The organism is Pseudomonas sp. EL_65y_Pfl2_R95 (genome assembly GCF_963971045.1).
GTDB lineage: Bacteria > Pseudomonadota > Gammaproteobacteria > Pseudomonadales > Pseudomonadaceae > Aquipseudomonas.
Map to the genome: position 1 here is coordinate 1,539,123 of NZ_CAXAOV010000001.1, position 18,886 is coordinate 1,558,008.

The following is an 18,886-nucleotide window of genomic DNA, read 5'->3' on the forward strand; positions in this document are numbered from 1 at the left end:
CTACTTCAACTCAGAGGATGTCTTACCCAGTAAGCGCCGCGCGATAATCAGTAACTGGATCTGCTGGGTGCCCTCAAAGATGTCTAGAATTTTTGAGTCGCGCGCCCATTTTTCCAACAGCTCGTCCTCACCGTAACCCAAAGCCCCGACCAACTCGACGCACTTCAAAGTCACTTCATTTGCCACTCGCCCGGCTTTAGCCTTGGCGATAGAGGCTTCCTTCGAGTTTGCAATCCGATTATCTGCCATCCAGGCGGCTTTAAGGGTCAACAAACGCGCCGCTTGCCATTCAGCCTCCAGCCGGTAGAGCGTTGCCTGGGCATGGCTGACACTTAGCAGCGGTGTAGCGTAATCAAGCTTGAAGCTGTCCTTGAGTAAATCTCGCGTGCGGTCAAGGGACGCTTTGGCCACGCCAATCGCCATGCCCGCCACCAATGGCCGGGTGTTATCAAAGGTTTCCATCACCCCGGCGAAACCATTTTCGACATCGACCTCAGCCTGGCCAAGCATATTGCTCGCAGGCACCCGACAATCCGTGAAACTGATGGAGGCAGTGTCTGAGGCCTTGATTCCAAGTTTTTTCTCCAAGCGCGTTACGCTCATGCCCGGCGTGCCATGCTCAACCACAAATGATTTGATTGCTGCCCGCCCGAGGGACTTATCAACTGTGGCCCAGACCACCACGGCATCGGCGCGATCACCTGAAGTGACGAAAATCTTCTCGCCATTCAGCAGGTAGTCGTCACCGGTCTTAACAGCAGTGGTGCGAATTGCAGCGGAGTCAGAGCCGCAACCCGGTTCAGTAATCGCCATTGCAGCCCATACGCCCTTGAAGCGCTCAAGTTGTTCAGGATTAGCCACCGCAGCAATGGCCGCATTCCCCAACCCCTGGCGTGGCATCGCCAGCAACAAACCAACATCACCCCAACACAGCTCCATGATGCCAAGTAAAGCCGCCATGTTGCCGCCGTTTTTGATGCCCTGATCAGCCTCACTTTGGCTATTTTTACTCGCGGAGATCGCCCCAACCGCCTCAGGCGAGCCGTCATTCATACTGTCAATCAAGCCGGCGAGCAGCTCCAACTCCCGGGGGTAGCTGTGTTCAGATTTGTCGTACTTACGCGAAATAGGTCGGTAGTAAAGCTCGGCAACTTGCTGGGCATGGCTCACCAGGCCCTTGAATTTTTTGGGGGTATCCAGATTCATGATCACTCCTTGAGGCCGCTTTGGCCGCTGCCGACTAAAGCTGCAAGCCGCCTTTAATCACTGCGAGCGCCCGAATATCCCGGTACCAGCGCTCTACCGGATGATCTTTGGTGAAACCATGGCCACCCAGCAACTGCACTGCATCGGTTGCAATTTTCATGGTCTTCTCCGCGCAGAGCAGATGGCTTAAATAGCTGGCTCGCTGAAAAGGTTTTCCGCGTTCAGCCAAGGAGCATGCATTCCAGATCATCAGGCGCATGGCATCAATCTCGATGGCCATGTCGGCGATCATAAATGCCACGCCTTGACGATGACTGATCGGCTCGGCAAAGGCGATTCGCTCGTTACAGTAGGGGATGACATAATCCAAGGCCGCTTGGGCAGTACCCACCGCCAATGCGCACCAAGCCAGCTCGGAATAATCGAGAAAGCTGCGGTAGTTAAAGTCATCAGCACTGAGTCGCGCCTCAAGCGGCACCTTCACAGCACTTAATCGCATCCGGCAGGTTCCGGTTGCCTTCAACCCCATTGCCGGATCAGCTTTACGCTCCAGGCCCTTGCTCAGAGCATCGACAATAAACAAAGCGGGCCCATCAGCCGTATTCGCAGCAACGATAAAATGACTGGCCGCAAGACCGCCGACCACCAAGCATTTTTCCCCATTGAGCACATAGTGCCTGGTCTTGCGCTTGGCACGGGTCGCGAGCTTCAACGGGTTAAACAGCGTCTGCGGTTCATTGACCGCAATCGCCATTTCGGGCCGATCAGTTTCACTGAGAAACCGCGGCAACCACTGCGCCTGTTGCCGAGCCGAACCCCATCGGCGGACACAGTTAGCGCCGGACAACGGTAGCAACATGCTCGCAGCGAGTGACATGTCACCCTTGGCCAATGTCTCAGCCATCAAGGCGTTCGTGAGCACCGTGCGCTCGCCAGCCAAGCCACCGTGAAGCTCGCTGACGGCATAATGCACCAAGCCCAGTTCCGCCATTTGTGTATGCAGTTGCGCAGTAACAGTTGCCTGCTCGTCAGCCGCGCACGCTTCTTTGCGCAAGACTTCGCTGGCGAAACGCTCAAGCATCTCGACCAGCATCTTCTGTTCATCTGACAGTGACAGATCGAATAGCGCGCTGGAGTCCGCCAAAGCCAAAGCGGGCTGCGCCCTGCTGGAGCGCCGCGCAGCGATTTTGAATCCCGAGCGCGCGCCGCTGCACACCAAGTTTTCGAAGGGTTTACGCACTTTCAGGTAGTCGGGCCAATCGGCCTGCGCAAAACGATTGAGCAAGGTCAGGGCATGACCGTTGACTGTCGAAGGCATGGCATCTCGCTCCCTGAGCGATTAAAGATGCCGAAGATGATGGGGTCAGGCTTGGAGCCCGGCCATGACCGAACAGCCGCTGGCCAGCGGCGATAAAGCCAGTGGCCAGGGTATAAGAGGGTTAACGGTTGCGGATTTTGTCGACGATGGCCGTAGTCGAGCTATTTTCGACCAAGCCCAGCACTTTCACTTCACCGCCATAAGCTGTGACGATATCCGCGCCGACTACTTTGTCTATTGAGTAGTCGCCGCCTTTGACCAGAACATCGGGTTGGACCAGTTTGAGCAGGTTCTCCGGGGTGTCCTCGGTGAAGCTCACCACCCAGTCAACCGCACCAAGTCCGGCCAGTACAGCCATGCGTCGGTCAACGGAATTGATCGGCCGACCTGGGCCTTTCAAGCGACTGACTGAGGCATCGTCATTTACTGCCAGCACCAGACGTTCGCCCTGTGCACGAGCCTGCTCCAGATAAGTCACGTGACCGGCATGGAGGATGTCAAAACAGCCGTTGGTGAACACTATTTTTTCGCCATGGGCGCGGGCATCTTCAATCGCCACCAGCAATTGATCAGGCGTCATTACGCCGCGTTCAGAGCCTTGCTCACGCTGGACCGCACGGCGCAGCTCCGGCGCGCTGATCGCCGCCGTTCCCAGCTTGCCAACAACAATGCCAGCCGCCAGGTTTGCCAGTGCCACCGCTTGTGGCAGTTCTTCTCCCGCCGCAATTGAGGCCGCCAAGGTTGAAATAACTGTATCGCCAGCACCCGTGACATCGAACACTTCACGGGCCCGGGCAGGCAGGTGCAGCGGCGCGAACTGCGGACGTAACAAAGTCATGCCGTGTTCGCCACGGGTTACCAGCAACGCACCCAATTCAAGTTCTTCCATCAATTTGGCGCCTTTGCTGACCAACTGCGCCTCGTCGGTGCAGATACCCACAATGGCCTCAAACTCACTGAGGTTCGGCGTGATAAGGCTTGCACCACGGTAAATCGAAAAATCTTTGCCCTTAGGGTCAGCTAACACCGGAATACCACGCTTACGCGCGAGCTGAACCAAGGCTTGATGGTTCTTCAACGCACCTTTGCCATAGTCAGATAAAACCAGCACCTTAACCCCACCGAGCAACGATTCGACATCTTTGGCCAAGGCATCAGCATCGGTGTTGAACGGCTCTTCAAAGTCCATGCGCAGCAATTGCTGATGACGGCTCATGACGCGCAACTTGACGATGGTTGGCTGATCGTCAATTCGCTGAAAACAGGTTTTGACGCCTACGCAGCGCAGGCTGTCGCTTAGGCTGTCAGCCGCTTCATCTTCACCGGTCACGCCGATCAGCGTGGCTGGAGCGCCCAGTGCAGCGATGTTCAAGGCCACGTTGGCGGCGCCGCCTGGACGATCTTCAATTTGATCCACCTTGACCACCGGCACCGGCGCTTCGGGCGATATCCGCGAAGTACCGCCATGCCAGTAACGGTCGAGCATGACATCGCCCACGACTAAAACCGGGGCTTGTTCAAAACGTGGCATGGACAACTTCATGTGAACTCCGAGGGCCTTGGGTGGCGGTCGAGTAGTTTATCAGGCGTGATCAAACGGTGCGTTTTCATCCAGACCCATGGCATGCAAACGTGCGTAATAACCGTTCAATGCCAAGAGCTCGGCATGGGTGCCCCGCTCAACAATCTGTCCCTGATCCATGACCAGAATAAGGTCTGCTTTTTCAATCGTCGATAAGCGGTGAGCAATCACCAGGGTTGTACGCCCTTTCATCACCCGATCAAGTGCTGCCTGAATATGCCGCTCAGATTCAGTATCCAGCGCAGAAGTGGCCTCATCGAGCACCAGCACCGGAGAGTCCTTGAGCAAGGCGCGGGCAATTGCCAGGCGCTGGCGCTGACCACCAGAAAGCAGCACGCCATTTTCGCCAACCTCGGTGTCGAGCCCTTTCGGGAGTTTATCGACAAATTCCTTGGCGTACGCCGCTTCTACTGCCTTTTCAATGTCCTCACGGGGCGCGTCTGCTAAATCACCATAGGCGATGTTGTTGGCCACCGTGTCATTAAATAGCGTGGTCTGCTGGGTCACCAAGGCAATATGACGACGCAGGTTGCGCAGTTTGTAATCTTCCACATCGACGCCATCGAGCAGAATCTGACCGCTTTCATGGTGGTAGAAGCGCGGAATCAGATTGGCCAACGTCGACTTACCACTGCCCGACCGCCCAACCAAGGCGATCATTTGCCCAGGTTTGGCTGAGAAATTGATATCGGCCAGTACGGCTTTGTCCGTACCCGGATACTGAAAATTCAGATTACGTACTTCAAGCTCGCCGGTTAACCGCTCTTTCTCGACAGTGCCCTTGTCGACCTCAACGGGCTCATCGAGTTGTGCAAAGATGCTGTCAGCAGCAGCCAAGCCTTTCTGAATCGTCGCACTGACCTCAGAAAGCTGACGAATTGGCTTAGGCAACAAGCCGGCCGCTGTAATGTAAGCCACCAAGTCACCCGCAGATGCATCGCCGCGCATATACAAAACCAGATACATCAGAAATGCCATGCCGATGTAGATCACCAACTGCAACATGGGGGTATAGATCGCTTGGGTGCGCGTCATTCTGAGACTGCGATCCATATTATCGGCACTAGCAGCGTGGAAACGCTTCTGCTCATAGGCTTCACCGCCGAAGCTGCGAACCACTCTATACCCTTGAATGGTTTCGGATGCTACGTGGGTGACATCGCCCATGGCGTCCTGGATTTTCTTGCTTTGCTTGCGGAATTTTTTGCTTGCACTGGAGACCATAACCCCGATGAACGGCATGATGACCAACAACACCATGGTCAGTTTCCAGTTCATATACAGCAGGTAACCGAACAGGAATATCACCGACAACCCTTCGCGAATCACGACTTTGATCGCGTCCGTGGCAGCACCTGTCACCATAGTCACGTTGTAGGTGATACGTGAAATCAGGTGGCCTGAATTATTGTTATCAAAATAGCGATTAGGCAGCAGTAGCAAATTATCGAACAGTGCGCAGCGCAAATCGTGTACGACACCACGGGCAACTTTGGCCAAATAGTAGTTGCCCAGAAATGAACCTATACCCTGATAGAGGGCAATGAGTACAATTAGAATCGGCACGCCGAGAATGACTGAAACCCCAAGTAGCATTGCGCCTTCGGGATGTTGAAGACCATCAAGAAAGAGTTTCAACATATGCGCGAGCATCGGCTGACTGGACGCGAACAGCACAAAGCCGATAATACTGACGGCGAAGACACCCCAATACGGCAGCACATACGTCAATAATCGCAGGTAAACTTTCAAACTCGACGGCGAGTCGTCTTTTGGCGCAGCTTTCATTGTTGTCTCAGGCTGTCGTGGCAAAGTTTGAATTTTAACACAGGCAAAACCAGAACAATGGCAATAACCTAGCTATTTGCTTGGGCTTGTAACTGATCAAAATGAGGATTTACATGTCGATCCCTAAAACGCGAATTAGCGATGAGCAATTCGTGAAAATGGTCGCAAACGCCAAAATCCTAGAGTCCGATACATACGGGCCAAAGGTGTTTTTGCTGGAAGATGGCCGCTTTATAAAGGTTTTTCGACGTAAACGCTTGGTTTCGTCTGCCTTGCTTGTTCCCTACTCCCAACGCTTTATTGATAACGCCGAAGCATTAAAACGCAAGAATATTGCGACCCTGACCCCTCTGCAGCACTACCTCCTTCCTGATAGCCGCTTCAGAGCCGTGCACTATGATCCACTGCAGGGCAAAACACTGCGCGGTGTCAGTGCTGAAACAGGCTTCAATTGGCAGAGCCGCATCGAACAACTAGCGCAGTTTATACGCCTGCTGCATGACAAGGGCGTGTACTTCAGATCACTGCATTTGGGCAACATCGTGGAATGCGCAACAGGCGGGCTCGGACTCATCGATATTTCCGACATGCGTATTTATCGCCGCGCGCTTCCTGATTCGCTAAGAAGGCGCAATCTGCTGCACTTCAGCAGTTACCTACAACGCGAAAACTTGCTCGACACTTTCCCTTTCGCCGAACTGCAAAGCCGGGTTATTCGCGATTCAGCAGCCATAAAGTCCTGAGCAGCAGTTGTCAGGTGATTTTTTGTACAGGCGCACGGGACGACTTGAACGCATCAGTCTGGTTGGCTTCCAGGCCCGCGATCAATATCAAGGGTATCCATACCTCAAGCCATACTGCCCGCGAACGCCCAAACAGGACAAATACGTCGAACTGCAATGCCACCGAGGCAAAAATCCAAGTCAGGAGCGGGACTGCACCCAATGGACCCTTGCGCATACACCAGGCAAGCCAGCCTATGTAGAGCCACATCGCCGCCCAAAGCACGACCCCGACCACGCCATATTGAATAAGCGTATCGACAATAAAGTTATGGCAATGCTGAAGCACGGCTGCGCCCGCCGTTACCCCGTACTCTGTGCCCATCCCCAAGCCAAACCACAGATTCTGTTTCGCAACTTCAAGCCCATCCATAATGAGTTTAAGGCGATACGAATCACCGCGTGCAACCAACTGGGGGTCCAGCGCGATTACCGCAATAACCACTACCACCAACGAGCCGAGGGCCGTTAGGCGTCTAGCGGTTTGTTCACCAACCATGGTGAAGATGAAACAGGCTGCAGCCAGTGAAAGCAGCGCACCCCGACTTCCGGTAGAGATCACATAGGCTAAGGAACACAATTGCATGGCGATAAAGACCATGCGCCAACTTAACTTTGCAGGCCACGTAGCTGATGCCAGAACCATCATGAATGCGATGGTGTAACCCGCAGAGTTGGGGTTATCCAGGAAGCCACCAAAGCCATTGATGCGTCCTGGGCCAAATGCATCGCCTAGACACAGTGCAAGCAGAGAGTAAAGGCTTGCAATGACACCCAGCAAGACGAGCGTCGGACGCACGAGCTCCGGATACTTGCGCACACAGAATACGCCCGCCACGATCAACATCGTGAACAGTAGCTCGCGTTTAATCGCAACCCCTAGGCGCTCAACGCCATGACTCCAGCTTAGGGAGAGTAAGGCCCATCCCACAATCACAGCCAGAAACCACAGCGCTTTTGATGAGCAAAATAAAGCCACCAAGTGCTGGGGATACCGACACAGCAGATAAAGGCTCGGAAGATAAACCAGCGCAATAAGAATTTGGTTATACAGCTTCATAGTAGGGGTAAAAATGACCCCTACTACACTCCAAAATATGCCTAACCCTAACAAAATCCCGGCGAAACTCAGTTCTTTACAGGTACTTTTAAATTGATGAATCACACTAAATATCCGCACACAAAGGCAATAAGGTCGGGCGATTAGGCCGCCACTTAAAAAAACCGTTTGGTTAAGAAACGACGAAACCGCTTCCAGGTAACCAGATTCCATTTGTGAATCGGTAGGCCCTTGAAAAGCTTCCAAGCGAACGCAGGGTCATCAACCACTGCCTCCTTTAGCGCCTTATTAATCACGCTAACCTTTGCAGAGGCATAGCCCGCATGGTCCTGATAAGCGTCAATAACAGCCATGTCATAATCAAGCTGGCTTTTGTAAGCGGTCTTGGAAATGTTTGTATCGTGACGTCGATATAACATCACGAACCCCGGAAGCATATCAACCCGATAACCTAGATGGGCAATTTTCAAAGTTATTTGGAAATCTTGAATTTTGATAGCGGGATCGTAGCCACCCGCCCTATCAATCGCTTCACGTCGATAAACCGCCACAGGCCCACCAACGGCGAATGCGAGCTCGAGTAACTCGGAAAAATCGAAACGTTTAATCTTCTGCGTTTTTACCTTAGGCGCCTTACACTGCTCGCCTTTTGAATTAACCATGATCGCACGGGCACCCACGCAACCTACGTCAGGGTTTTCGAGCAAATAACCCACCTGGTAGCGCAGCTTGCCGGGTAGCATTATGTCGTCTGAGTCATGGGTAACAATAAATTCACCCCGCGCATGCGCTAGCGCGTTGTTCAGTGCGGCGCTTACTCCTTGATTGCTTTGTGAGTAAAACTGAAAGTCGTATCGTTGCCGCAGCCCATTGATCACATCGGCACTGCCATCCGTTGAGCCATCATTGACGACGATCAACTCAATATTGTCGTAGTCGTGCTGCAAAATACTTAGCAGGCTCTCTTCTATGTATTTCTCATGGTTGTAACATGGCACTAAAACTGAGACCAAAGGCCACTGCATAGAATCATCCTGCGGATTAACAGACTGCGTCATCGGCTAAACAGCCCAAAACGTTTAGTGCTGAGCGGCGACACCCATCCCGTAGGCACGGGATTACTCGTCACTGACTGGCTAGCATGCTTACAGCTCAAACCTTGATCAAGCGTCTGCTCGAGGCCTCTCACCACAAAAAGCGAATTACGTCTCCTCTGGGCAATTTTATTACCGGCGGACATGGGCGATGGGCTGATGTGTACAGTGGCAACAGCATAGAGCCTGTAGACTTCACACCGCCTGTTCAGGTAACTGAGCATCTAGCCTCCGAGCTTACTTGCGCAAGGTTCCAGAAGGTTTCACGCACTGCCTGGTCGGAGAATCGCTGCTGCAGTCGCTCAAGCATCAGGTCCGCACAGACGCGTTTCTGCGATTCATCGAGTTGAGCCAAGGATTGCAAACCTTCACCAAGTAAGTCGGCATTCCCCAGCGGGAATAGCAAGCCAACACCTTCAACCACTTCTGTAGCCCCACCACAATTTGTTGCCAGCAGCGGCACGCCTGCGACCATCGCCTCAAGCAAGACCATTCCAAACGGCTCAAAGTCTGAGCTCAGGACAAAAACATCAAATGCCTTGAACAAGCGTTTGGCATTCGCCACTTGGCCGACAAAACGGACTTGCGAGGCAATACCCAACTCGCGGGCAAGATCCTTTAGCGATTGCTCAAGGCGTCCTCTACCCAATATAACCAGCTCGGCATCGCTGGGTAATTGCGGCAAAGCCAAAGCGAACCCGCGCAACAGTGTCGCTTGGTCTTTGTCCGGATGCAGACGTCCGACATTCGCCACGACCCAAGCATTATTTGGCAGATTTAATTCTGCACGGGCCGCTTCACGTGAGAGCTGCTGAGCTTGCAGTGCACTAATATCTATGCGGTTGTATAAGGTCTGAATACGCTGCTCTGGCCAGCCAGGAAGGTATCTTCGAATATCATCACGAACCGCATCAGATACTGCAAGCAAGCTCAGGCGCTTGCGAAATAGATTTGCAAACACGCGGCGCGATTTGCGCTGGTAATCATTAAACGCGTGGTGCACGCCTATAACGGGTAGGTCAGTTGCCAACAAAGCGATGTAAATAGGCTTGGCTCGGTGCGCAATACAAAAGCTGAAGTTCCGTGAAGCAGCAATCTTACGAAACTGCTTGATGGCTGCCAATTTGAGCCCGCGCACTGACTTAGAACTGCGCTCGAGAAACAGCACTTCATCGGAAGCACAGCCTTCGGCGACCGCTGAATCAGCAGCGCCGGTCAAAAACACAGTCACAACCTTGTAATCCGTACCGGCAAACAAGCTTGCGTACTGACGGGCGCAATCCAGGAAAGGCCCGTCATAACCGTGGCAAAACTGCAGAACATAACGTTCAGGCAAGCGTGTCATAGCTGTCCACGCCATCTTTAACCACCAGAATATCTTCCATGATCAGATACTGCAGATCCGAGCCATAAAACATATTGAGCGCATCGGTTGGCGAGCAGATCATCGCCTCACCCCGGCGGTTAAGTGAGGTGTTCAGCGAAACGCCGTTGCCAGTGAGATTTTCAAGCTCTTTCATCATGTCGTAGTACCGCGGATTGTACTCACGCTTAAGCACTTGGGCCCGCGAGGTGCCGTCTTCGTGAACCACTTCGGACACGCGGGTTTTCCACTCTTCATTGACTTCAAAGGTGAAGGTCATAAACGGCGATGGATGATCGACCTTGAGCATCTGCGCGCCGACGGTGTCGAGCATGGATGGGCAGAATGGGCGCCAACGCTCACGGAACTTGATCTGTTCGTTAATCCGGTTTGCCACTCCCGGGATACTCGGGCAGCCAACGATAGAACGACCACCCAACGCACGCGGGCCGAACTCCATGCGGCCTTGGAACCAGGCAACCGGGTTACCGTCGACCATGATTTTGGCAATACGCTGCGGCATATTGTCGATCTGCTTGAATATCGGCTTGCTCGGGTGGCGCGCGCAGGCTGCAATCACATCTTCGTTGGAGAACGACGGGCCGAGGTAAACGTGCTCCATCTTCTCCACAGGCACACCGCGCTGGGTCGATATATAAGCCGCCGCACCCACTGCAGTACCCGCATCACCGGCGGCAGGCTGGACGAACAACTCCTTGACCTCCGGGCGAGCGATGATTTTCTGGTTGAGCTTGACGTTCAAGGCACTGCCACCCGCATAAGCGATCTTGCCAGTTTCCTTGATGATGTCGCCCAAGTAGTAATCCATCATTTGCAGGGCGAGCTTTTCAAACAGCGCTTGAATGCTGGCGGCATAGTGGATGTACGGATCATCGGCGATGTCACCTTCACGCTTAGGACCGAGCCAGTCGATCAACTTTTGCGTGAAGTAAAAGCCTTTGCCGTTTTCTTTATAGCGACGCAGGCCGATGACGTTGGCGTATTCGGTGTTGATCACCAGCTCGCCGTTTTCGAATGAGGCCAGGCGCGACAAATCATACTTGGACGCATCGCCGTAAGGCGCCATGCCCATGACTTTGAATTCGCCATCAAGCATTTCAAAACCGAGGAACTCAGTCATCGCCCCATAGAGACCGCCAAGCGAATCCGGATCGTAGAATTCCTTGATCTTGTGAATCTTGCCGTTCTCGCCATAGCCAAAGAAAGTGGTGGCGTATTCGCCCTTGCCATCGATACCAAGGATCGCGGTCTTTTCGGTAAAGCCGGAGCAATGATAGGCACTGGATGCGTGGGCCAAATGATGCTCGACAGATTCGATCTTGACCTTCTTCAAGTCAAACCCAAGTTGCTCCAAACACCATTTGATTTTGTTGCGGTAGCGTTTGTACCGGCGGTTACCGGTGAGGATGGCGTCCAGAGCACGGTCCGGGGCGTACCAGTAACGCTTAGCATAGTGCCAGCGTGCTTTGTCAAAAATGCTGATCGGCGCAAACGGGATGGCTACGACATCGACATCAGACGGCTTGATACCCGCCTGCTCCAGGCAGAACTTGGCTGACTCGTAGGGCATGCGGTTTTTTGCATGCTTATCACGCACAAAGCGCTCTTCTTCAGCCGCCGCGATCAACTTACCGTCGATATACAGTGCTGCAGATGGGTCATGGCTCAGCGCGCCAGATAATCCAAGAATCGTCAGTGCCACAGGATAAACCTCTTGAAATCTGCCGCACTGTTCAAGCAGTGCAGCACTTATTTATTTAGCTAAACGCTGATCAAGCAGCTGGTACAAGCTGCTGTCCGTTGGCCAATTACGTAAAAACCGTGCCCGGTCACGGGCAAACGCCGGTGCAAAACTGCGTTCAGAAGCGTGCTGCTGCGTGGCATCAAGATCAATCAAAGCCCAACGGCCGCCTTGCCACAACATATTGCTGCCCTTGAGATCGCCATGACTGATACGCTCGCGCTTGAGCGTCGTAAACAGCTCTTCCAATGCCTCAAGTTCGGATTCTGCTGGCATCGTCTGCGAATCTGAAGCGGCATATGGCCTAAAACGGCAGAGTATATCCTCACCTGCAACATGTTCGGTAATCAGATACGCCCTTCGTCGTAACCAAAAGCTGCGCAGCTCCAGCATCGCGAGCGGCGCAGGGGTGGCAATCCCCAAAAATGCCAAGCGATTGCCCTCGCACCAACTGTGCCAGGCGCGACTTGGTCGCCAGAAGCGCTTTAGCCAGTGGACAAAGCCTTTGATGTTGTAGCGTTTGACGACCAATTTGCGTTCGCCAAGCTGCACTTCGGCCACCGTTGAGGAGCCGCCACGTTTCAACGCTTTGCCGCCGTCAATCGCTGCATCAGCCTTGGCTAACAGCGGCTCAAGCAGGGCGTGTTCCTTACGCTTGAAAATGCGTAATGCTGAGGCCCCGCGCTGCACGCTGAACAAACTGCAATCACGGCCCACTTTGCTCATGAAATCACGCAGACGCCACCGCCGGACCTTGTTGATTTCTGTCTGCAAAGTTTCTAACGGCAAGGCATGCTCGGCATTCACCAGCAGGTAACTGACCAGCAACTCTTCAAGGTAGGGATCGAGGCTGGCGGGCAACTGGGCGAAAAACACCCCTAGATTGGCGATTACCTTATTGCGACTCAGGGCGCTGCCCGGCGTTTCAGCACAGACACCTCCCCCGTCAACCAGATAAAGCTGAGCGTCGTGGCGCATTAGATTATCGAGGTGTAAATCGTCTTGCCAAAGCCCTTTACGGTGCATCTGGGCAATGACCCCAAGGGCCTCACCCAACAAGTCGCGCTGGGCATCGCTAAGCGCTGCATGTGCCGGCAGGCTGTGCCACACGTCGGCGAGATTCAAAGCGCCTTCTAGAAACTCAAAGAGCAGCCAGCCACCCTGCCCCGGGTGGTTTCCCTGCTCAAGTAGCTTAGGGGTCAACAGACCCTGGGCGGCCAGCAACCGCGCCCCTTCACGCTCACGCTGAAAATGCCGCTCAGCGTTTTTCCCCACCAGAATTTTTGCCAGTACTGTTTGCTCACCCCACAACGCCTTACCGACATAACGCTGCCCTGGCAGCACGCGCAACAAGCTGTGTAGCTGTATGCCTGAGCGGGCGACGCCTTCAAGCGCTAAAGGGAGACTCGGCGAGCGGCCAGCGCGCTGCAGTTCAATCAGGTTCATGCACTAACTGCCTTGGTTTTACGGCGCCTGGTCAAGCGTTCGAGCCAATGGTCCATGTTCGCACTGGAGCCTAAGTAGGCACTGAGGAAGCGCTGCACATCAGCTTCGGTCCACACCTGCGCACGTCGCAGTAACGGCTCTAGATCCTTAACGCGGTCACGGTCACCCCACAAGGCAGGGCGGGTTTTTTCAAGATCAATCAATTGCGCGGTATAGACCTCACCACGCGCCTGCAAAAAAATATGCTTGGGATAAAAACAGCCATGGACCTGACCACTGGCATGCAGCCGCCGGGCGAGTAGACCGCAGGCATCCAGCACCGCATTACGCTGGGCCACCGGCATCACGCCCCAGCCCGGTAATAACTGATCAAGATCTTGCCAGTTATCCAAGGCTCGCGTCAGCAAAAGCGCCCGCTGCTCACCTGCCACTTTGCGCTGCGCATAAAACACAGCCTGCAACGCCGGAATGCCCAGCTCGTTGTAGCGCTGAATATTACGAAACTCGCGGGAAAACGTCGGCTCGCCCAAGGGATGGGTCAGTGTATGGGTCAGGTAGTTGCTCTGCCGCTTAAGATAAAAAGCTTTATCTTCTAGTTCCAGCCGAAACACCGTGCTCCAGCCGCCACGCTCAGTGTTCGGCTCATCTACAGCCTCAAGCTGTAGTGCCCATAACGCTTCAAAGCTATCTAAGCTGTGACGTGCAAGGAGTCGTTGTTCCTCGCTGGCGATAAAATCTTTCACTCTCGCCCCTCGAAGAATTTAAGAATTTGACGAACATTTCTTTTATCGCGAGCGTCCATCCGCTGATGCCCAGCATACTGCAGATAAAAGCGTAACCGCTGGGTGCGCGACAAGGTGTACTTGGCGACTTTATCGAGACATGCCAAGTCTTTGATGATCCGGTACTGCAGGAAAACGCCCCACCAGAAACTCCCTGTTGGGCAGTCGATCAGGAATACCTGAGCCTGACCATCAACCAGCAAATTGCGCCACTTTAGGTCATTGTGCGTGAAATTATTGTCATGCAGGCAGCGGGTCATCGCGGCTATTTGCTCGCTGACCTGAGTCACCCATTGCGCTCGCTGCAAGCGCGGGTCATGGTCAATAGCCATGGCGGCCAGATCTTGAGTATCTGGTAACTCCTGAGTAATCAGGGCACCGCGAACAAATGCGCCATTCTTGCGTTCAAGCCCTGAAGCCACAACCTGCGAGGTCGGTACGCCCCACTTCGCAAAGCGCTTTAAATTACGGCACTCTGTACGCACCCGGGTGCGTCCGATATACCGCCTGAAACCCTTGCCTGCGCTCTTGTAGCGCTTCACGTAGTAGCGCACGCCCTGACGCTCAACCCGAATCACCTCGGAAATTGCATCGCGCGTAATCTTGTCGCCCTGCAGGGCAAAAACTGCATCCAAACTACCAAAGTCTTCGGCCAAACCACTGTAAGCAGCTTCTAATTTCCAACCTGCCATTACAATGCGCCTCCATAACGCACCTTACGCGCATACAGTTTTGTCACCTGACGCTCTAACTGGGCCAATAGAGGTTGCTCCTCAGCTAGGATTTGACGCAATGCTCGTGGGCGCCCTGCGGCGGCAAAATAGCTGCAAAGAAAACGGTATTTATCGCGCTGAGTCAGCCCGATTTCCAGCGCCGAATAGTACAGGGCACTGAGGTCTTTATCGCGCCAGCGCCGCGGTACTGCCTGTCGAAGCTGAGCACGGTGCAGATCGATCACCGAGAGCTTGAAGTCCTCCGCGGTCACCGGCTTATCGGTGTGCAGCAAAAAGTGACAGATGTAGCAGTCACGGTGATTCACCCCGGCGCGATGCATCTCACCGACCATTTGCGCAACGCGCTTAATAAGGGCGCGTTTGAGTCGTGGCTGCGGGGGCTGAGACGGCCAATCGACGGCGTAGTCTTCAAGGCTGATAGTTGGCGCTAGCTCATCGGTAATAATGAACGAATGTTGCTGGGCTGGATTACGGCCTCGTTCACCGAAGGCCACACAGGTCATGGTGTCAATGCCAACACCTTGCAAGCGCTCAATCGCTTCGAACTCTTGCCTGGCGCCCAGTACAGGCAGTTTGGCCACCAGCAAGTTTTTGACGATTTCACCCCAGCCAATACCGCGATGAATTTTCACGAAAAAACCACGGCCCGCCACAACCGTACGCAGCGTACGACGACCATCCAACTCACGATAGACTTGGCCTTGCAACTGCTCGACCTCGACAAAGGGGTCTTTGCCTGCCCACAGACTTTTAAAGGGCTCGCTCAACATTACACGCATGGGCGCTCCGCTAGTATGACGTCGGCCGCATGTTGCGGCATGCTATATAGATCGGCGATATCGGCAAAGGCTAAGCCATTTTTTTGCCAATCGGCGCGCTGTTGGTCATCGACCAACATTTCAGCCAGTAGCGTATTCAAGCGATCTTGTTCAAACGGACTCGGCACCACTCGTCCAGCATCGGCATCACTGATGTAGTGGGCATAGCCGCAGACATCAGTGACTAACACCGGTAGCCCCGCAACCAGTGCCTCAAGTAATACGGTGCCCGTGTTCTCGTTATAAGCCGGATGGATCAGTAAATCAGCACCCAGCAAAAAGCGCGGAATATCGCTGCGGCCTTTGAGGATTTGCACCTGATCAGACAGTCCCAAGGTTTTCACCTGCAGCAAAAATGACCTTGGGTCATCTTGGCCAATGGCGATTAAACGCGTGCGCTTCTTCAGGTCGCGCGGCAATGCAGCTAGCGCCTTCAGACTGCGATCAAGGCCTTTGGTTTTAAAGCCGGAACCAATCTGCACCAGCAATAAGTCGTCATCGGCAAGCTTAAATTCACGGCGAAACTCAGCACGTATTTCAGCGGCATTGGCCGGGGCGCGACGATCAACAGCGATGCCCGGCGGCAGCAGATGGAAGCGCTCCAGCGGGGTCTGGTAATGCTTGATAAACAGCGGCTGCTGAACCTCGGAAATCATCAGGATCTCGGTCTTCGATTCAGGAGCAAATACGGCACGCTCGTAATCAGCAAAGTGCTTGTAGCGGCCCCACTTGCGGTAGATCGAGTTGCGCAGATTTTGCGCTTTGTCTTCAAAACAACCATCAGCCGCGTAATAGACGTCGAGCCCCGGCATCTTGTTGAAACCGACCACGCGATCCACCGGTCGCCTGGCCAAATCGGCCTGGATCCAAGCAGTCAATTTTTCATTGCGCCGATGGTTGAACAGCGCCTTGACCGGCACCACAATCACATCAAAGCCGTCGGGCACATCACCTTCCCAAATCGGCGTGTATACGCGAATGCTGTGGCCGCGCTGCTGGCACTCAAGGGCGATGCGCATAAAGTCGCGCTGCAAGCCACCAAAGGGAAAGTACTTGTAGAGAATAAATGCCAACCGCATTACACCGCCTCCTGGGTTGAAAGCAATGTGTCGAGCGCGGCAGCCACTTGACTTGCGGGTAGATTTTCAAAGCATGGCTTGTGCCGATCGCCCAACCCAGAATTAGGGCCGGGAGCGCACAAGTGCACCTGCGAACGACCATATGCGCCCACACGTCCTGGCAGTGTCGGGCCATACAGCGAGATACTCGGCACATCAAGCGCTGCCGCCAAATGCCCGAGCCCGGTATCGACTGCAACGCAGGCTTTAGCCCCGGCGATAACCTTTGCCATACCGATCAGATTCAATTTCGGCAAAACCTGAGCGGTACCAAAACCGCTGACAATGCGCTCGGCACGTTGTTTTTCGGTCTCATTTCCCCAGGGCAAACGTACCGCCCAGCCTTGCTCAGTCATAAGCCTAACCAGCTCACGCCAGTTAGCTTCCGGCCAATGTTTACTCGGCCAGGTAGTACCGTGCAGGAACAACAAATATGGCTCGCCGACCTCACCTGCCATCGCCGCACGGTCAAGGCCATAATCAGCCGGGGTTTGCGGTAATGGATAATCCAGTGCTTGCGCGAACAATTGACGCACGCGCTCTAATGCGTGCTGCTCGCGTGGCACGGCATAGCACCGATCATAAAACCGACAGGCAATGGGTTCGCGCGCCGAGTCGCGGTCAAGCCCGGCAATGGGCGCATCGACGTAGCGGGTCGCCACAGCGCTTTTGAGCAATCCCTGAGCATCAATAACCAGGTCGTAGCGATCGGCTCGTAAACTTGCCTTAAAGCGGGTCCACTCACCATTTTTCAAGGTTTGCAGCAGGCTTTTGCGCCAGCGACGGATCGCCACCGGTATCACCTTAGCCACAGCCGGGTGCCAGGTCGGTATCTCGGCAAAGCCTTCTTCAATGACCCAATCGAACTGAATGCCGGGAATGGCTCGCGCAGCGTCAGTCAGCGCAGGCAGGGTATGAACCACGTCGCCAAGCGAAGACGTCTTGATTAGCAAAACCCGCACTATTCAACCTCGACCGGGTCAGCCACCAAGCGCTCCAGGGCTTCAATCACCGGGCGAGGCTTGAGCTGGCGCAGGCAGTTGTAGTGGCCGAACCGACAGGTGCGGTCAAAACACGGACTGCACTCAATCCCCAAACGCACGATTTCAACCTGCTCGGCCAGCGGCGGCGTAAATTGCGGTGACGTTGAGCCATAGACCGAGACCAGTGGACGATCCAGTGCCGCAGCCACGTGCATCAAGCCTGAATCATTGGAGACCACAGCACCAGCGCATGACAGCAAATCAATTGCCTCCGCCAGGCTGGTATCGCCCGACAGGTTGCAGGCCTCCTCACGCAAACCTGGAATCAAGCGGGCGCGAATCTCCTCGCCCACCGCATGATCATTCTTCGAGCCGAACAACCAGACTTGCCAGCCTGCTCGAATCTTCATCTCCGCGACTTTGGCGTAATGCTCGCTGGGCCAGCGCTTGGCCTCACCAAACTCAGCCCCCGGGCACAGCGCCAACACCGGGCGATCCAGGCTCAAACCAAACTTGGCCAGCGCCGCATCCCGGCTGACCGGATCAATCTCCAGCAATGGCTTTGGATAAGGCTTAGGCAGCTCTGCACCGGGCTCGAATGCCAGCGCCATAAAGCGCTCGATCATCAACGGATAGCGTTCTTTGTCCAGCGTGCGCACATCGTTGAGCAGGCCGTAACGCATCTCGCCTTTCCAGCCAGTGCGCATGGGGATACCGGCGAAAAACGGCACCAGGGCAGACTTCAGTGAATTAGGCAGCAAGATAGCCTGATCGTACTGACCCTTAAGCGACTTACCGATTTTACGGCGCGTCGCCAGTTGCAACGCACCATGCCCCAATGGAAAGCTCAGGGCATTGCGCACTTCAGGCATGCGCTCAAGAATCGGCCGGCTCCAATCTGGCGCCAGAACGTCGATTTCGCAGTCGGGATGACGCGCCTTGAGACACTGAAACAGTGTCTGCGCCATCACCATGTCACCCACCCAACTAGGGCCTACGATCAGTATTTTCATGCTCATTCCAGAAACGACCAAGGAGGCAGACCCGTCG

Annotated in this window: 16 protein-coding genes; 1 reads left to right on the forward strand and 15 read right to left on the reverse strand. The window is 54.3% G+C overall.

What is annotated here, in order from left to right; all coding sequences use genetic code 11:
• The 4 genes from AACY09_RS07230 to msbA all read right to left on the reverse strand — a co-directional run bounded on the left by AACY09_RS07230 (position 1) and on the right by msbA (position 5,894).
• Positions 1 to 1,206, reverse strand: coding sequence for an acyl-CoA dehydrogenase family protein (locus tag AACY09_RS07230; RefSeq protein WP_339486935.1), 1,206 nt, complete (start codon positions 1,204 to 1,206; stop codon positions 1 to 3).
• Between the two features lie 34 nt (positions 1,207 to 1,240).
• Positions 1,241 to 2,524, reverse strand: coding sequence for an acyl-CoA dehydrogenase family protein (locus tag AACY09_RS07235; protein WP_339486936.1), 1,284 nt, complete (start codon positions 2,522 to 2,524; stop codon positions 1,241 to 1,243).
• A 121-nt stretch (positions 2,525 to 2,645) separates the two neighbouring features.
• On the reverse strand, positions 2,646 to 4,067 hold the full coding sequence (gene hldE, locus AACY09_RS07240) for a bifunctional D-glycero-beta-D-manno-heptose-7-phosphate kinase/D-glycero-beta-D-manno-heptose 1-phosphate adenylyltransferase HldE (protein ID WP_339486937.1): 1,422 nt from the start codon (positions 4,065 to 4,067) through the stop codon (positions 2,646 to 2,648).
• A 39-nt stretch (positions 4,068 to 4,106) separates the two neighbouring features.
• Positions 4,107 to 5,894, reverse strand: coding sequence for a lipid A export permease/ATP-binding protein MsbA (gene msbA / locus AACY09_RS07245; RefSeq protein WP_339486938.1), 1,788 nt, complete (start codon positions 5,892 to 5,894; stop codon positions 4,107 to 4,109).
• 206 nt (positions 5,895 to 6,100) lie between these two features.
• On the opposite strand from msbA, the gene AACY09_RS07250 reads away from it, so the two are divergent.
• Positions 6,101 to 6,637, forward strand: a complete 537-nt coding sequence (locus AACY09_RS07250; protein WP_445323778.1) for a toluene tolerance protein — start codon at positions 6,101 to 6,103, stop codon at positions 6,635 to 6,637.
• Positions 6,638 to 6,647: 10 nt separating this feature from the next.
• On the opposite strand, the gene AACY09_RS07255 is transcribed toward AACY09_RS07250, so the two are convergent.
• From AACY09_RS07255 to waaF, 11 genes are all read right to left on the reverse strand, one after another.
• Positions 6,648 to 7,982 (reverse strand): O-antigen ligase family protein, encoded by a 1,335-nt coding sequence (locus AACY09_RS07255; RefSeq protein ID WP_339486939.1) that lies wholly within the window; start codon positions 7,980 to 7,982, stop codon positions 6,648 to 6,650.
• The gene (locus AACY09_RS07260; RefSeq protein WP_339486941.1) at positions 7,892 to 8,761 is read right to left on the reverse strand and encodes a glycosyltransferase family 2 protein; all 870 of its coding nucleotides are present in this window, start codon (positions 8,759 to 8,761) and stop codon (positions 7,892 to 7,894) included. The genes AACY09_RS07255 and AACY09_RS07260 overlap by 91 nt, the downstream gene beginning before the upstream one ends.
• Before the next feature lie 277 nt (positions 8,762 to 9,038).
• Complete coding sequence (locus AACY09_RS07265; protein ID WP_339487101.1) at positions 9,039 to 10,175, reverse strand: glycosyltransferase; 1,137 nt, start codon at positions 10,173 to 10,175, stop codon at positions 9,039 to 9,041.
• Positions 10,159 to 11,916, reverse strand: coding sequence for a carbamoyltransferase family protein (locus AACY09_RS07270; protein ID WP_339486943.1), 1,758 nt, complete (start codon positions 11,914 to 11,916; stop codon positions 10,159 to 10,161). The genes AACY09_RS07265 and AACY09_RS07270 overlap by 17 nt, the downstream gene beginning before the upstream one ends.
• 51 nt (positions 11,917 to 11,967) lie before the next feature.
• A complete protein-coding gene (locus AACY09_RS07275) occupies positions 11,968 to 13,401 on the reverse strand; it encodes a lipopolysaccharide kinase InaA family protein (RefSeq protein WP_339486945.1) in 1,434 nt (477 codons plus the stop codon).
• Positions 13,398 to 14,144: a lipopolysaccharide kinase InaA family protein gene (locus AACY09_RS07280; protein WP_339486946.1), complete on the reverse strand. Its 747-nt coding sequence runs from the start codon at positions 14,142 to 14,144 to the stop codon at positions 13,398 to 13,400. Before AACY09_RS07280 ends, AACY09_RS07275 begins: the two co-directional genes overlap by 4 nt.
• Positions 14,141 to 14,875: a lipopolysaccharide kinase InaA family protein gene (locus tag AACY09_RS07285; RefSeq protein WP_339486947.1), complete on the reverse strand. Its 735-nt coding sequence runs from the start codon at positions 14,873 to 14,875 to the stop codon at positions 14,141 to 14,143. Before AACY09_RS07285 ends, AACY09_RS07280 begins: the two co-directional genes overlap by 4 nt.
• A complete protein-coding gene (gene rfaP, locus AACY09_RS07290; protein ID WP_339486948.1) occupies positions 14,875 to 15,696 on the reverse strand; it encodes a lipopolysaccharide core heptose(I) kinase RfaP in 822 nt (273 codons plus the stop codon). Before rfaP ends, AACY09_RS07285 begins: the two co-directional genes overlap by 1 nt.
• A complete protein-coding gene (locus AACY09_RS07295) occupies positions 15,687 to 16,814 on the reverse strand; it encodes a glycosyltransferase family 4 protein (protein ID WP_339486949.1) in 1,128 nt (375 codons plus the stop codon). The genes rfaP and AACY09_RS07295 overlap by 10 nt, the downstream gene beginning before the upstream one ends.
• The gene (waaC, locus tag AACY09_RS07300) at positions 16,814 to 17,815 is read right to left on the reverse strand and encodes a lipopolysaccharide heptosyltransferase I (protein WP_339486950.1); all 1,002 of its coding nucleotides are present in this window, start codon (positions 17,813 to 17,815) and stop codon (positions 16,814 to 16,816) included. The genes AACY09_RS07295 and waaC overlap by 1 nt, the downstream gene beginning before the upstream one ends.
• Positions 17,815 to 18,849, reverse strand: coding sequence for a lipopolysaccharide heptosyltransferase II (waaF, locus tag AACY09_RS07305; protein WP_339486951.1), 1,035 nt, complete (start codon positions 18,847 to 18,849; stop codon positions 17,815 to 17,817). Before waaF ends, waaC begins: the two co-directional genes overlap by 1 nt.
• Positions 18,850 to 18,886 lie beyond the last annotated feature (37 nt).